Here is a 16,484-nt window from a genome sequence, read left to right as displayed (position 1 = left end):
ATACTTTTTGGAATAAAAATAAACAAAAATCTTAATACCTTATAAACTACAACATTATAATTCGCAATCGTAAGAGAAATTTTCTGATTGTGGCATAGGTCTGTTGTTGATAGTTCTTGTATAATCAACTTTGGTTGGGAATCCGAGGTTATTGTATTGGTATTCGTAACTGTAATTTATTTTTTCAAAACCTTTGGTCACTACAGAACTTTTTACATTATTGGTATTGATATAATGAGTAAAATTGAGTCCACCACTCAATAATGAGTATACCATATAATAACTTAAAAGGTTACCCAGTTGCTGATTCTTGTAGGGAGAAGGTTTGTCGTCGAACTCCGTATTTTCCAAAATGGTCATCCATTCGCCATCCAAAAAAGCACTTATATATTTTACATTTCCGTTGGCATCATAGGTGAATCGGGTATCCACTTTGTCTGGAAATGTAGGCCAATTCAAGACCAATTGATCTATTTTTCCAATGTTATTATACTTTATTGTTGTCGGAAAGCTAAATACTTTACCCTGACTATCAGTGCCTTCAAAGGTGATTTTGTTAAGAAGTCCTTTATCATCGATATCAAACAAGGCATAGGCCCCCTTGTTTTTTGAGTGTACTGCTTTTGAAAGTTTTCCAGCAGTGTATATAAATGTATCAAAGTCGTTAAAACCTAGGATATTTTGTAGTTTTTCATCCTTAAAGATATATTGATATTGTTGACCATCAGATCTATAGTTGGATAGGATTTTACAGTTTTTGTTTACTTCAATAGGCTTCTCGATTCCGAGATTTTTTGTTGCATCTTTTTCACAACCCATGAGTGAAAAAAGAAGAATAGTTAAGTGAAAATATTTTTTTAGCATTTATGGTACAGTTATTACTAAATACCTAGCAAAAATTGTGCTAAAAAAAACCTGCAAAGAGATTTTGCAGGTTTTTTTATGAAATATTTCAGAACGAATTACATCATTCCGCCCATTCCGCCGCCACCGTGCATGTGTGGAGCTTCTGGTTTGTCTTCTTGGATGTCACAAACTACAGCCTCAGTAGTTAACAATAGACCTGCGATTGAAGCCGCATTTTCTAGTGCCAAACGAGTTACTTTCGTAGGGTCAATGATACCTGCAGTGATCATGTCTTCGTATCTGTCGTCACGAGCATTGTAGCCATAAGCTCCTTTGCCAGTTTTTACTTCTTGAACTACTACTGAACCCTCGCCACCAGCGTTGGCTACGATAGTTCTCAAAGGAGCCTCTACAGCATTTCTGATGATATTGATACCTGTTTTTTCGTCTGGGCTTGCTATTTCGATAGCATCAAGGGCAGACTGAGCTCTGATAAGAGCCACACCACCACCCGCTACAATACCTTCTTCAACAGCGGCACGTGTTGCATGCAATGCATCGTCTACTCTGTCTTTTTTCTCTTTCATTTCTACCTCTGTAGCAGCACCGATGTAGATAATCGCAACTCCGCCTGACAATTTCGCCAAACGCTCTTGCAATTTCTCTTTGTCGTAGTCAGAAGTAGTGCTTTCGATTTGAGCCTTTATTTGACCCACTCTTCCTTTGATTTCAGCATCTTCGCCACCACCGTTGATGATCGTTGTGTTGTCTTTGTCAACCAAAGCCTTTTCACACTGACCCAACATCGTGATTTCTACGTTCTCCAATTTAAATCCTCTTTCCTCAGAGATTACAGTACCACCTGTCAAGATAGCGATGTCTTCCAACATAGCCTTACGACGGTCGCCGAATCCTGGAGCTTTTACAGCACATACTTTCAATGCACCTCTGATTTTGTTAACAACCAAAGTAGCCAAAGCTTCTCCGTCAACATCTTCAGCGATGATCATCAAAGGACGTCCAGTTTGAGCAACTGCCTCCAATACTGGAAGTAATTCTTTCATTGAAGAAACTTTCTTCTCAGAAATCAAGATAAACGGACGATCCATTTCGGCTTCCATTTTCTCAGTGTTGGTTACGAAGTAAGGAGAAAGATATCCTCTGTCAAACTGCATACCTTCTACTGTTTTTACTTCAGTTTCAGTACCACGAGCTTCTTCTACAGTGATTACACCTTCTTTGCCTACTTTATCCATAGCGTCAGCTATCATTTGACCGATTTCGTGGTCGTTGTTTGCTGAGATAGTTGCTACTTGAGTGATTTCTTTAGAAGTAGTGATTGATTTTGACTGAGCATGCAATTCTTTAACGATTGCAGTTACAGCTTTCTCAATACCTCTTTTCAATTCCATTGGGTTGGCACCAGCGGCTACGTTTTTAGCACCGATAGTGTAGATAGCCTGAGCCAAAACAGTTGCAGTAGTAGTACCGTCACCTGCTTGGTCAGCAGTTTTAGAAGCAACTTCTTTAACCAACTGTGCCCCCATGTTTTCGATGGCATCTGCCAATTCGATTTCTTTGGCTACAGTTACACCGTCTTTTGTAATTGCTGGTGAACCGAATTTTTTGTCAATGATTACGTTACGACCTTTTGGTCCTAAAGTAACTTTCACGGCGTTGGCCAATGTATCAACACCTCTTTTTAGTTTATCTCTTGCGTCTGTATCGAAAAGAATTTGTTTTGCCATTTTCGTATTTTTATGGTTGTAATCTGTCTATTAAAAATGAAATTAAACGATTGCGTAGATGTCTGATTCTCTCATGATCAAATACTCTTTACCGTCTACTGTTAGCTCAGTACCAGAATATTTACCATACAATACTGCATCACCTACTTTTACTGACATTGGCTCGTCTTTTTTGCCTGGTCCTACAGCTACTACTGTTCCTTTTTGAGGTTTTTCTTTTGCTGTATCAGGAATAATAATTCCGAAGGCTGTTTTCTCCTCCGCTGGAGCTGCCTCTATCAAAACTCTGTCTGCTAAAGGTTTCACGTTTACTGACATAATACTATTTAAAGTTTAAAGATTATTTAATTTTATCTGCAATGCCTATCAACAATTACTAAGCCAAAGCCCAAGTAGCTATATTTTTACTGACATTTTTTCATGTTTGTCTGCCAAAAGTAAATTTTGAAGAAAAAATATGGACAATTATGACAGTGCCAAAAGTAGCAATAATCATGTAGAAAGACTCAGTTTTTCAAAACATTGTCATCAAAAGCCAAAGGCAAAATAGCTTTGGAAGTTTCGAAAACGTAGGTTTCGCCACCAATTTTGTGCAAAATGATGCGTAGGGGAGACTTTTGCTTCATTTCCATTTCTACAATTACTTGACGGCAAAAACCGCATGGCGTTACGGGTTCTGCAGTGGTGGTATTGGTGGCCGTTATGGCGATGGTCTTTATTTTTTTGTCAGGAAAATTGGCATTGACATAGTTTAAAACAGTTCTTTCTGCACAGGTTCCAGACGGAAATGCTATGTTTTCTTGATTATTTCCGGCGAAAATTTCACCAGAATCTAACATTACAGCTGCTCCAACTGGGAATTTTGAGTAGGGAGAATAACTCAATTTGGCTATTTCTATGGCTCTGTTTATGAGGATTCTGTCTTTTTCTGCCATTTCTTCGGTGTTGGTAAAGGCAGTGTATTCTATATTTATTGTCTTTTTTACCATATTAGGATTTTGTTTTTCTAAAAAATTAAATGAAGTTATTAAGGACTTTTTCAATCATTATTTCTACCGATTTTTTATAATCTTTGGAATATTCGCCCGAAAAGCGGTTGGCTATAATACAATTTATCGAAATGGCCTTGTGTCCCAAAAGTTTTGAAAGACCAAAAATGGCTGAGGTTTCCATCTCGAAATTGGTGATTTTTAGGCCATTGTATTCAAAACTTGAAAGTTTTTCATTCAGGCTGTTATCTTGCACATCCAATCTTAAAACTCGCCCTTGAGGGCCAAAAAATCCACAGGCGGTGGCTGTAACACCCGTATAAAAACCTAAATTCTTGGCTTTTTGAATTAAATCTGCATCACCTTCAACCAAATACGGTCTCGAAAGCTTAGAGCTCCATTCGGTTTCTTCTATAAATTTCTCTATAAAAGGATTATAAGTAAAAGCCTCTGAGTTTTTGTAAAAATGCAATAAGCCGTCCATTCCTAAGCCATGCGTGCTTGCCAAAAAACTATCTACTGGAATGTCTTTTTGTAAAGAACCAGAAGTGCCTAAACGTATGAAAGTAAGTTGTTTATGCCTATCTTTTATTTGTCTTTTTTGCAAATCTATATTCACCACAGCGTCCAATTCTGTCAGTACAATGTCAATATTGTCAGTACCCATGCCCGTAGAAATAACCGTAACTTTTTTGCCATTTTTGGTACCGGTATGGGTCACGATTTCCCTTTTTTGAGTCTTGAAATCTATGGTATCAAAAAAAGCAGAAACCGTAGGCACCCTGTCGGGGTCGCCCACCAAAAAAACAATGTCTCCCAAGTTTTCAGGCAGAAGATTGCAATGGTACAAACTGCCGTCGGGATTGAGTATGAGTTCGGAAGCTGCTAAGGTTTTGGTCATCGCTGAAAGATTATTTTTACGTTTTCTGAAGTTTTGATGTAATCCAAAAAGTAAATTAAAGCACAATCTGTGAGCAATGCAAGTGGGCTTTGGAATATTGTTGGGTGGAAGTTCATTTCTTTACCGTTCAATTTCTTGTATTTCAGCATTCATTTTTAATTCCTTGCAACTGGGGGTTTAAAAATACAATCAAGTGTTAAAAGTTATTTTAGGTTCATTTTTTTGTTAATCACTTTTCAATTCGACAATGTATCTGTTTTGCTCTTTTTTAAGGTTATAATTCTCATTCCAATCATAAAAAGAGAGTGTATCTAAATCCACTTGCTTGTTATTGAGGGTCATGGAATTCAGTTGTAAAGCATGAATGTCTACTAAATTCCATCCGATTGATATCTTTTCCGCATTTTTAGGAATGATTATTTCGTTGTTTTTGGTCAAATCATTGAGTTTACTTGCCGAAAGTTGATTTGAGTTCTTGTCGTGAAAGTATATCGAAATAAAATTACTGCCTTTTTTGCTTTCTTTGATGTATGTAGCTGATGCTGATATAGTTAGTTTGCTTTTGGATAATATTTCCCTCTCTTTTTTTGAAGATAGTAGAAGATGGAAAGTTGCAATCTTTGAAGAATATACTTGGACGGGAGCAATTGTTTTGAGATATATAATTTTGTTGAACGCTTTACAAATATTGGAGCCAATAAATTCGGCAGAACTAACACTTGTACCATAGGTAATTGTCAAAGATTCTAAATCATAGTTATCACAAGTTTCGTTAGAATCAGAAAAAATTCCAATTTGACATAATGGAAATTGATTAGCTATTGTGGTACCGAGTTTATTACTGGGTGTCACAACTTCTTTTATATCACCATAGCGGTACTTGCCTGAATGAACTTCAGTTCCAATTGAATAATATTGTTCCCCAAAAGTATTTTTAAGCAGTTCACCGTAGGCCTTTATGCCATTGTTTTTATGCCCTTCGAACAAAGTAATTTTATTACCATGGAAGTTATGGGAATATATAATCCCAATTTTTGACAACCCTAATTCCTGATAAATCCAATTAATATTTTCAAAAATGATATTGTCTCGGTTCAACATAGCCTCTTTTTCGCTGAATTCCCATTCCAAGTTTAGTTTTAAGTTACCCAAGACTTGTAATAGAATCTTTGCGTCATAACGACTTACATTTAAAGATTTTCCCTCGTTAAATGCCATGAGTCTAAGCTGGTTTGTAAGTACCAAGGCATTACTTATCGCATAGTTTGTTTTTTTTTCGAGAAGACACTTTTCTAATTGAATAATTGTGTATTTCCAAATGGAATCCTGCATGTTTCCTCCAATCGAATTTAAATATTCTATGATATCTTTATATTCATCTCTATCTGTACCAAATATAGAGATTTGGTTATCTTTATGAGCTGATTGATTGAGAACTCGTAGTCTATCAAAAAAAGTCTTTGGGATCATGAGTTTTTTGTCGATTGAGTCAATTTTAGAATGTATGTAGGAGTTTAATTTCAGAGCGTTAATAAATCCAAACTCAGCCAGAACGATAGTTTTAAAGTCTTCTTTTGTGGCTAGATAAATTGCCAGATTTGACTGTAACTGCCATATTTCGTCAGAACCATGGACGGCTTCGCCTATTGACAAAACTTTTATATGGTTTGTCGGAAAATCAATAATTTTTTCAAAGTCAAAATTCTCAAGTTTTACATTATTTGAGTCGGAAGAAAGGACTTTGAAATTTTGTTTTATCAAATTCTCGTATTGGTTTTGCCCGACACAGAAAATTACTGATATGGAGAATAGAAGTGTAAACGAAAATTTAAGTAGAGTTGAATTTGCTGGTGAATATTTCATAAATCTTGCAATGGTTTTCATTAAAATTGTATCTTAGATTCACAGATGTCATTGCCCTTAGTTGGGAAGTGAGAATTCATCTTAGATGACATTTTTTTGATTATATTGAAAAGCTTTGGGTAAGAAACGAGGATATTGTAATTTTAAGATAAATGTCATAAAAAAAATGAAAACTATATCAATAGCTCGTATAAAGGTTTTTGCCAGCTCTTCGACATGATCTGAAAAACAGATCGAAGCTAGATAAAGAAGTATTTGTAATCCACTTTATAATGTAATCTTCACCTCGCAATATCCATCCTCCAATGCACCAGTTGCTCATCGTTGGAGTAGGTCACAAAATTGTTTTTCAATAAAACTTTTGCGGAGGCAGGATTGTCTTTTTCGGTGGAGGCCAAAACGCCGTTTAAATAAGGTTTAAACCAATTGATGATGCCGGATACCGCCTCTGACATAAAGCCCATGTTTCTAAAGTTCTCATAAGTGCCGTAGCCTATTTCAACTTCCCCGAGTTCGTTGGGTTCTCCTACAAAGCACAAATCACCCACCAAACAGTTTTTTTCTTTCCAAATCATCGTCCAAAGTGTAAAGAAAAGGTGATTTTTTAGTGGATTTGCCACATTGGGCATGATAAAATATTCAAGAGCTTCCATCAAGTCGGGCGAAATTTCTCGTTTGGTGGGTCTAACTTTGAGCTCTTCCTCTAAGGAATTGTCAAGTTTTATGTATTTTTCGAGTTGTCTGTGGTTTAAGGGTCTTAATATGAGTCTTTCGGTTTCAATCATTCTCTTTGGTCTCCTTTTTCACGCTTTATTTCGACGTAAAATTAGATGAATTTTTTAAATATGTTTTGTAAACTGATGATTGTCCTCACTTTTAAAGCCCATTTCCTTTAAATAATTTGCGTGAGCATTGGTTTTTGCTATTTCCTTTATGGTGTCAATTCCTGATTTTTCAAAGCTTGATTGAAGGGAATTATACAAAAATGCCCCGTTTTTGAAATCACGGTATTGTGGTGTTACAAAATCCAAATCGATGCATAAAATTCTACTGGATTCTTTATGTGCCAAAAACAAACCAACCAATACCATATTTCTGGTAATGAAATAATTATATTCTTTGTCACTCAGCTTAAAGTCAAAATCCGGACTTATTTTCTCTATTTCTTTTTTGTTGAAGTTTACAAATTCGTTCAGAAGCGACTCATTCTCAGAAGTTTTGATAATCTTGAATTCGTCTTTTTTTGAATATATTTTATACAAAAAGTAGAGGTTTATAAATACGATGGCACTGTTGAAAAAACAAACCGGCCAAGCTTGAATCAAGAACCCGTAAGCAGCAAAAAGTGCTGAGCCCAAAAGGTTTATCCAACGAAATTTGACAATCGAAGACATCACCAGCGAAATTGCTACAATCAATGAAGCTGCATAGCCAATCCATTCAAAGAGGTTTTCTGACATTTGTTGAAGTTTTAGGGTGCAAATTTAGTATATTCTTTATAAATCTTGCTTTTTAATCCAAAACCAATTCTTGAGTTTTATTTCTGTCAAACGGTTTAATATTTTTTATAAAGAAATAGGCCTTTAATCTAGTTTTAGATTGCATTTTTGTTAAAAATAGAAAAAAAACTATCACATTCATTGAGTCGGCTGCCGCCTGGGCAACTAGCCGTCCGCCTTCCTTTTTTTTCGAAAAAAAACGAACCGAGGGGTCGGACCCCAAAAAAAACTGCACGGCAGCGGCCGACCGCCTGCAAACTCACACACTCAAAATTCTCAAAATCATTTATTTATGCAATTTAACTTTCTCGTATTGAGAATTTTGATTGTGTTCAAACAGTGCAGGCTGAAAAAAGGTCAAATTTGATTTTATTTATCCGCTTGACGTTGAATTTTAATTTATCAATTGAAAAGATTGTTTCGCAATCTCCAGCTCTTCGTTGGTAGGGACAATCAACACCTTGGCTTTACTGTTGTCAGACTGTATTTCTCTGATTCCTTTTTCTTTCGAGTTATTTTTTTCTTGACTAAGCTCAATTCCTAAAAAGTCCATCTCAGAGCATACCATTTCACGCAACATGGAGCTGTTTTCACCAATTCCAGCCGTAAAAACCAATGCGTCGAGCCCATTCATGGCCGCTGCGTAAGCTCCAATGTATTTTTTGATGCGGTGGACGGTTATTTCCAAAGCGATTATACAATCAGGATCACCATTGGTATATCCTTTTTGAATTTCCCGCATATCACTAAAACCCGTTAGACCAAGCATGCCACTTTTTTTATTGAGTAAGTTGCTGATTTCTTGATAGCTGTAGCCTTTGGTTTCCATCAAATACAGAATAATAGCAGGGTCAATATCTCCACTTCGAGTTCCCATTACCAAACCAGTAAGTGGGCCAAAACCCAAAGAATGATCCACACTTTTTCCAGCACTTATGGCGGTGGCACTACATCCGTTTCCTAAATGCAGCACAATGATTTTAGATTTTGGGTTATTTAAATACGCCGTAGCTTTTTCACTGACATATTTGTGGCTTGTGCCGTGGAAACCATATAATCTAATGTGTTCTTTTTCGTAAAGTTCCTTCGGAATGGCATATCGATTAGCTTTTTCTGGAATACTTTGGTGAAAAGCCGTGTCAAAAACCGCCACTTGTTTGGCATCCGGGAATATTTTTTCTGCTACCTCTATTCCTACCAAATTGGGTGGATTATGCAAGGGTGCCAAACTGGATAGTTGATGAATTTTTTGTTTTATTTCATTGGTAATGAGCGTTGTATCCGAAAAATGTTTACCTCCATGCACCACCCGATGACCAATAGCGTCAATTTCTTTTGGACTAGCAATTACGCCTAAATCGATAGCTAACAAAAAAATAGCAACCAACTCCAGAGCTTGATGGTGGTCAAGGATTTTTAATATTTTGGTATCCTTGTTTTTGATGGACTCAAAACTATAAATGGCGTCATCCATTCCGATTCGCTCGACCAATCCGGAAGCGATGACAGTTTCCTCGGGCATAGCAATTAACTGAAATTTTAGCGATGAACTTCCCGAGTTAATAACTAATATTTTTTTCATAAATCTTGTGCTTGAATTGCCGTAATGATGACCGTATTGTACACATCGTCTACCGTACAGCCACGGCTGAGGTCGTTTACTGGCTTGTTAAGTCCTTGAAGCATAGGTCCTATGGCCAACGCTCCCGTTTCTCTTTGAACGGCTTTGTAAGTGTTGTTTCCTGTGTTGAGATCAGGAAAAATTAAAACACTCGCTTGCCCGGCTACTTCAGAATTGGGTAGTTTACTTTTCCCAACTTCCATGTCTACCGCAGCATCATATTGAATCGGTCCTTCGATTTTCAAGTCTGGCCGCATTTTTTTTACAATTTCGGTGGCTTCTCTTACTTTTTCTACATCTTCACCTTTACCTGAAGTGCCAGAAGAGTAGGAGAGCATGGCTATTTTGGGTTCAATGCCAAATGCCAAACTACTTTCCGCAGATGAAATGGCAATTTCGGCCAGTTCTAGTGCAGTAGGGTTGGGGTTGATAGCACAGTCGCCGAAGACAGAAACCCTGTCTTCCAAACACATAAAGAATACAGAAGAAACGATATTTACGCCAGGGCGGGTCTTTATAAACTGCAAAGCTGGCCTTATCGTATGCTGTGTGGTATGTACGGCACCCGACACCATGCCATCTGCATGACCTTTGTGAATCATCATCGTGCCAAAATACGAAACGTCGGACATAAGGTCTCTGGCTATATCCATGTTTACATTTTTGTGTTTGCGTAGCTGGTAAATGGTTTCCACATAATCTTCAAAATTTGGAGATTTTACTGGATCAACTACGTGCAATTTGCTAAAATCCAGAGAAATGCCATGCTGAATCGCTTTTTCTTTGATTTGTTCAGGATTTCCTAAAAGCGTGATCTCCACTAAATCAGATTTGATAAGCCTTGCAGCGGCCTGTATAATTCTCTCATCAGTACCTTCAGGCAATACAATATGCTTTCTATTTTTTTGAGCTTTTCTAATTAAACTGTACTGAAACATCCGTGGAGTAAGCCCTTTATTTTCAAACTGCATGAGTTTTTCTAGTAGAGCTCCAATGGGTACATTATGTTCAAAAGTTTCGATAGAAGTCTGGATTTTTTTATTGTTGGAGGCATAAATATTTGATTTTAAATCACCTACAAGATTGGCAACTTGAAATGTTCCCTCTTCAACGGTCAAAATGGGTACAATTTGGGGCGAACCCTCTATCAGTTTAATGATAGGTTCCTCAGGCAAAAGGCCGCCGGTCAATATAATTCCAGCTATTCTAGGATAACTTTTCGAAATATTGGCCTGCAAAACTCCTAAAATAATATCTGCTCTGTCTCCAGGTGTTATTACTAAATTGTCTTCTTTTATTTGAGGAAGATAATTTCGGAGTTGCATTGCACCCACACCTATTGAGCCAATTTGGTTTTCCATAAATTCTTCACCAAACAGAATTTTGGCGTTCAATGCATTCGCCACCTCTTTCATGGTTGGGTTTAACAATGAACCAATTCGTGGGATAGCATAAGCTTCAATATCTTTTGGGAGAAAGCTTCTCATCGCAGCATTGGCCACTTCAAGGTTTTCAGGCAAGATTTTATTGTTGATAATGGCTATAATCTGAACCTCCTTTTGGTGATAGGAGTTGTAAGCAAGCTTCATACTTGCGGTCAATTCCTCTTTTGACTTTCCTATACCATTTCCTATTAAAATCACAGGAAGACCTAAGTTTTTGGCTATCAGTACGTTGATGTCGAGTTCTACCAGATTTCCATCTCCCGTAAAGTCAGTACCTTCAACCAACACAAAGTCGTATTGTTCTTCTATCTGTTTATATTTTGATATAATTAAGTCAATCAATTCGCCAGTTTCTCCGCTATTTATTAGGTTAACAGCATCTATTCTCGTGATACCAACTACTTGGTCATAGGTAAGTTTGAGATTGAAATGTGAAAGCATAATCTGGGTATGATTATCTTTTTCACCACCTTCAACCATTGGCCTGAAATATCCAACTTTGGGCATTTTTCCTAATAAATTCTGCATCAACCCCAGTGAAACAAGTGATTTGCCGCTGTGGTCTTCTATGGAAGCTATATAAATTCCTTTTGTCATTTTTTCTTTGGTTTGGTGCAAAATTAACCTCGAAATTGAACGTAATTAATATAGCAAATCATTAAAAAATGCTTCATTGGTCATAAAAAATAGCCGAATGATTTTTTGATTGACGCTTACTTTTATTCCATAATAATTTTGTTGTCTCTGTCGATGTTGGTTCGGGTGTCAAAAACGAAGTCTATGAATTTGGCATCTCCTGGCTCTCCTTTTACAAGTACTTTTGTTCTACCAAGTTCTAGTCCTTCAGCGTCCAATACTTTCATGGTAACATTTCTATTGATTTTTTTGTCAAAAATCATATAAACATTCAGCAGGTTGTGTCTGCCTCCTTTGCTACCCAAAGTTATCTTGCCTGTCGATAAACCTCTGTTTTTAAGGTTTTCTGATAGGTCAATTTTTATTTTAGTAGCTTGTTCAATGCCCGATTTTACGCTTTTAGCAATGGTTGCAGCAGACTTTCCAACAGTTTGTCCTGCATCAGCAAGTTTTTCGTTTCCTTCCTCTGTTTGACAAGAAAACAAAACTGTATGACCAAATAGTAAGCTTATAACTAGTTTTTTCATTCGTTAAATATTGTTTTTAATGATAATTATTCGTTGATGACCAAAACCAAATATTGATTTTTTATAGCTAATCGGCTAATTTTATTTTTTGGTAAGTTTGGTGGTAAAGTTAGTTCTTTCCAAGAGTTGGTTTTTTCTTCAAAAAAGTAAAGTCCCTCGTTTTTAGTACCAAACAAAATCCCATTTTTATCCCAAGCATTGTATTGTTCGGAGGTTGGTAAAGCAGCAGTATAAACTGAAATCGTCTGATTTTCTGGATCCAATAGTTTTACTTTCCAGGTTTCACCCTCCTTTTCAACGAAACTAAATGCTTTTTTATGAGGTAGATAATGTAAAGATCTACCTATGTTTTTTCCAAGAATATTTCCAGATTTTGATTTATTTTCAAACAGTTGCAGTGTATTTGGTTCACCTAAAACAAAAGTAATCAACTTGTTATCAGGACTCCAGGCGTGGTATCCAACCTTTCCTGTTTTTTGCGATTCTAATATTATCTCTGATTTTTCTGGATTTTTTATCGAGAATTTCACCAAATCTTGGTCTCCATTTGATTTTCTTTGAACTATACAGGAAAAAAAATCTTTGTCTGGAGTTACAGTAGGGGAGTATTCAGAGTCCTCGGTGTTAGTGATTTGAGTAAGTTTTTTTGAGTTATAGTTATAAGCATATATGTCGGTTTGACTGTTTGTTTGAGAACTAAAATAAATCAATGATTTGGTGGGATGAAAACTAGGTTGATTGTCGTAACCGGTTCTATTAGAGATATTTACTGGGTTTTGAATATTGAACCCATCTGATGTTTTCTGGATTTCGAGCAAATAAATTTCTGTGCCGTTTTGGGCAAATGAAATAACTTGGAAACAAAAGACGAAAAATAGTATTTTCATAAATTTGGTTTTACTTCTAGTTTGGCACTTAGTGTTTCCCAAAAATACTATTTTTGATTGATTTGTTTAGATTTAGTTTCAGAAAATACCTTGACTTAGCCCTTACTTTCACCCAGCCACTTAATAGGTTTATATTTTAACCCAAAACCAGTTTCAGTCTTTCTTTTTATGTAAGAAATAGCTTCTTCCACATCATTTGTAATCAGGAACAAATGCTCATCATCTTTAGATATGGTTTTCTTTTCTATCATATATTTTATATGGTCAATGATATTTGAATGAAATCCATCATCAAAAATAACCACCGGAAACTTCTCTATTTTCCCAGTCTGAATGAGTGTGAGTGCCTCAAAAAACTCATCTAAAGTTCCAAATCCGCCCGGACAAATAACAAAAGCGTATGAATACTTAATAAGAAGTGTTTTTCTAACAAAGAAGTATTCAAAATCCATCCATTTGTCGAGGTATGGATTTGGTTTTTGCTCAAATGGCAGCACAATATTGCATCCCACGGATTTTCCGCCAACATCTTTTGCCCCACGGTTGGCAGCTTCCATAATACCTGGGCCACCACCAGTCAATATGGTAAAGCCAAGTTGTGCCAAGCCTGCTCCAAGTTTTCGGGCGTCCTGATAATATTTATTTTCTTCGGTAAATCTGGCTGAACCAAATACGGTAACACAAGGGCCAACGAAGTGAAGTGTTCTAAAGCCATTGATAAACTCTTTGAAAACACTAAAAGTAAACTTTAACTCTGTCCACCTTGATTTTGGACCGTCTAAGAATTCAATTTCTGAGCGAGGACCACCTCCCATTATATTGTCAATTTTGTTGTATTAGAATTAACCCACTTTAAAACCCTCTTTCAGACCTACAGTTTTGTTGAAGACTAATTTTTGTGAAGAAAAGTCAGTGTCTGGTACAAAATATCCATTCCTCATAAATTGGTATCTGTCACCAGGTTTGGCATCTTTTAGTGAGGGTTCTACATAAGCAGTTAAAACCTCAAGTGAATTCTCATTGATGTATTCTTTGAAATCGCCTTCTTCTGAACTGGGGTCTTCTACTTTAAAAAGCCTATCATAAATTCTGATTTCAGATGCTATACCTTCCGTTGCACTTACCCATTGAATCACACCTTTTACCTTTATGCCGCTTTCGTCAGCACCACTTTTTGAGGAAGGAATATAGCTGCAATGAAGTTCTTTTATACTACCGTCTTCATTTTCAATGACTTCGTCGCACTGAATGATGTAAGCACCTTTTAACCTTACCATTTTGCCTGGAGAAAGTCTGAAGTATTTAGCAGGAGGTTCTTTCATGAAATCCCCTTGTTCTATATAAATCTCTTTTGTGAAATTCACCGTTCTATGTCCAGATTCTAGATCTTCAGGGTTGTTTTCGAGGCTACAAGGTTCCACAACTCCATCAGGCAAATTGGTTATGACCACTTTTAAAGGTTCAAAAACCGCCATAACTCTTGTGGAGGTTTTGTTGAGGTCTTCTCTAACAAAAAACTCTAATAAGCTGACATCTATTAGGTTGTCTCTTTTTTGAACGCCTATTCTATCACAAAAATCCACGATAGATTTAGGTGTGTAACCACGTCTTCGCATACCAGAAATGGTTGGCATTCGTGGGTCGTCCCAGCTGGTTACATGACCTTCGTTGACCAGTTGAAGCAGCTTTCGCTTACTCATAACCGTGTAGGTGAGGTTCAAGCGAGCAAATTCATATTGTTTAGAAGGGAAAATCTCTAATTGTTCCAAAAACCAATCGTACAATTCTCTGTGAGAAACAAATTCGAGTGTACAAATTGAATGCGTAATTCCTTCTATTGAATCTGACTGCCCGTGAGCAAAGTCATACATGGGATAAATACACCATTTGTTGCCAGTACGGTGGTGTTCCGCAAACTTAATTCTATAAATAATAGGGTCACGCATGAGCATATTGCTAGATGTCATGTCTATTTTTGCTCTTAATACTCTACTTCCTTCAGCAAAATCGCCATTGGCCATTCCATCAAACAGGCTCAAATTTTCTTCTACCGTTCTGTTTCTGTATGGACTTTCATCTCCCGGAGCGTTCGGGGATCCTTTTTGAGTGGCCATTTCCTCAGCAGAGCTGTCATCTACATAGGCTAAGCCTTTGGTAATGAGTTTTTTTGCATATTTAAAGAGTTGGTCAAAATAGTCAGAAGCATACATTTCGTTGGTCCAGTTAAAACCTAACCACCTCAAATCATTTTTGATAGAATCTACATATTCTGTGTCTTCGGTTACTGGATTGGTGTCGTCAAAACGAAGATTAGTGCCACCACCATATTTTTGAGCTAGTCCGAAATTTAAACAAATGGATTTAGCATGGCCAATGTGTAAATAGCCATTAGGTTCAGGTGGGAAACGTGTAAGCAACCTGCCATTATGTTTTCCTGATTTTAGATCAGCTTCGACGATTTCTTCAACGAAATTCAAACTACGTTCTTTAATTGTTTCTGACATACTCGATGTTTGTTGTACCAAAAAGCTAATTTATAAAAAGCACTTCTAATATTGTATTTTGAGTTTGGTGTTTTGCAAAGGCAACTTGATTTAATCCTAAAAAATATATTGATTTTATAATTAATCTGAATATCTCTAAAATAAATTAATAATTTTCTAATACATACATTTGTATCATTTCCCCTGAAAACTGGCTTCTCTTTTTTGTAAAAAGGCCATTACACCCTCTGCAAAATCATGGCTATAACCACATTGGGTTTGGCCTTCTGCTTCAAGGTTAAGGACACCTTCAAGGTCATTTTCAAACGATTTATTTAAGATATTTTTCATCAAGCCAATACTTTTTGTGGCTGATTTGGCATAAAAATCTGCCATTTTTTCCACTTCCTCAGTTAAAAACGCTGAATCAACAATTTTGTTTACCAAGCCAAGCTGAAGAGCCTCTTCCATAAATACTTTCCTACCAGTACTACAAAGTTCAAAGGTCTTCAAGGTTCCTATTAATCTAGGTAAAAAATACATAGAACCCGCATCAGGTAGTAAGCCTATTCCAACGAAAAGTTCTGTCAAATAGGTGTCTTTGTCTGCAATTATCACATCACATGCCAAAGCAAGTGACATTCCAGCACCAGCAGCCATTCCGTTTAGTTTACATATTATGGGCTTTTTCAAAGCCTTCATACCCGTAATTAGTGGGTTATAAGTAGCCTTTAGAACATTGCCAAGGTTCGAGTCTGTTATTCCAGATTTTAAATCTGCCCCAGAACAAAAAGCTTTGCCACTTCCACCAGAAAGGATGACTACTCTAATGGATTCATCGTTTTGACAATGGGTTATAGCCTTATTTAGCTCTGTTAATAGCTTGTTATTGAGTGCATTAAAAACTTCGGGGCGATTGAGGGTAATATAGCACTTACCGTCCTTCACTTCATAGAGGAGCGTGTCAAACATTTGATTTTTTATTTAATGATGAAAATCAAATTTCGTTAATTTATTCTGAAATCAAAAATTAAGGCAG

General features: G+C 36.6%; 15 protein-coding genes. All 15 read right to left on the bottom strand.

The window, feature by feature from the left end:
- Positions 1-54: 54 nt before the first annotated feature.
- Positions 55-864, bottom strand: coding sequence for a hypothetical protein (locus EGI24_RS13325; protein ID WP_255048925.1), 810 nt, complete (start codon positions 862-864; stop codon positions 55-57).
- Between the two features lie 98 nt (positions 865-962).
- Positions 963-2,594: a chaperonin GroEL gene (gene groL, locus EGI24_RS13320; protein ID WP_255048924.1), complete on the bottom strand. Its 1,632-nt coding sequence runs from the start codon at positions 2,592-2,594 to the stop codon at positions 963-965.
- Between the two features lie 42 nt (positions 2,595-2,636).
- The gene (gene groES, locus EGI24_RS13315) at positions 2,637-2,912 is read right to left on the bottom strand and encodes a co-chaperone GroES (protein ID WP_255038473.1); all 276 of its coding nucleotides are present in this window, start codon (positions 2,910-2,912) and stop codon (positions 2,637-2,639) included.
- A gap of 188 nt (positions 2,913-3,100) precedes the next feature.
- Positions 3,101-3,637 carry a cytidine deaminase gene (locus EGI24_RS13310; RefSeq protein ID WP_310586086.1) on the bottom strand — a complete coding sequence of 179 codons (537 nt, stop codon included), beginning with the start codon at positions 3,635-3,637 and terminating at the stop codon, positions 3,101-3,103.
- Positions 3,609-4,484, bottom strand: coding sequence for a nucleoside phosphorylase (locus EGI24_RS13305; RefSeq protein WP_255048922.1), 876 nt, complete (start codon positions 4,482-4,484; stop codon positions 3,609-3,611). The genes EGI24_RS13310 and EGI24_RS13305 overlap by 29 nt, the downstream gene beginning before the upstream one ends.
- 225 nt (positions 4,485-4,709) lie before the next feature.
- The gene (locus tag EGI24_RS13300; RefSeq protein WP_255048921.1) at positions 4,710-6,347 is read right to left on the bottom strand and encodes an erythromycin esterase family protein; all 1,638 of its coding nucleotides are present in this window, start codon (positions 6,345-6,347) and stop codon (positions 4,710-4,712) included.
- Between the two features lie 281 nt (positions 6,348-6,628).
- The gene (locus EGI24_RS13295) at positions 6,629-7,132 is read right to left on the bottom strand and encodes a GNAT family N-acetyltransferase (protein WP_255048920.1); all 504 of its coding nucleotides are present in this window, start codon (positions 7,130-7,132) and stop codon (positions 6,629-6,631) included.
- Between the two features lie 54 nt (positions 7,133-7,186).
- The gene (locus tag EGI24_RS13290) at positions 7,187-7,807 is read right to left on the bottom strand and encodes an L-lactate permease (protein ID WP_255048919.1); all 621 of its coding nucleotides are present in this window, start codon (positions 7,805-7,807) and stop codon (positions 7,187-7,189) included.
- A 433-nt stretch (positions 7,808-8,240) separates the two neighbouring features.
- Positions 8,241-9,428 (bottom strand): acetate/propionate family kinase, encoded by a 1,188-nt coding sequence (locus EGI24_RS13285; protein WP_255048918.1) that lies wholly within the window; start codon positions 9,426-9,428, stop codon positions 8,241-8,243.
- Entirely contained in the window at positions 9,425-11,509 is a 2,085-nt protein-coding gene (pta, locus tag EGI24_RS13280; RefSeq protein ID WP_255048917.1) for a phosphate acetyltransferase, read from the bottom strand. Before pta ends, EGI24_RS13285 begins: the two co-directional genes overlap by 4 nt.
- A gap of 122 nt (positions 11,510-11,631) precedes the next feature.
- Entirely contained in the window at positions 11,632-12,075 is a 444-nt protein-coding gene (locus EGI24_RS13275; protein ID WP_255048916.1) for a hypothetical protein, read from the bottom strand.
- A gap of 26 nt (positions 12,076-12,101) precedes the next feature.
- Positions 12,102-12,962 (bottom strand): hypothetical protein, encoded by an 861-nt coding sequence (locus EGI24_RS13270; protein WP_255048913.1) that lies wholly within the window; start codon positions 12,960-12,962, stop codon positions 12,102-12,104.
- A 95-nt stretch (positions 12,963-13,057) separates the two neighbouring features.
- Complete coding sequence (locus EGI24_RS13265) at positions 13,058-13,777, bottom strand: TIGR00730 family Rossman fold protein (protein WP_255048912.1); 720 nt, start codon at positions 13,775-13,777, stop codon at positions 13,058-13,060.
- 27 nt (positions 13,778-13,804) lie between these two features.
- Entirely contained in the window at positions 13,805-15,466 is a 1,662-nt protein-coding gene (locus EGI24_RS13260) for a glutamine--tRNA ligase/YqeY domain fusion protein (protein WP_255048911.1), read from the bottom strand.
- A gap of 174 nt (positions 15,467-15,640) precedes the next feature.
- Positions 15,641-16,417: an enoyl-CoA hydratase/isomerase family protein gene (locus EGI24_RS13255; RefSeq protein ID WP_255048158.1), complete on the bottom strand. Its 777-nt coding sequence runs from the start codon at positions 16,415-16,417 to the stop codon at positions 15,641-15,643.
- Between the last annotated feature and the right edge of the window lie 67 nt (positions 16,418-16,484).

Source organism: Lacihabitans sp. CS3-21 (genome assembly GCF_024343675.1).
Lineage (GTDB): Bacteria > Bacteroidota > Bacteroidia > Cytophagales > Spirosomataceae > Leadbetterella.
This window is presented reverse-complemented; position numbering and strand designations above follow the sequence as displayed.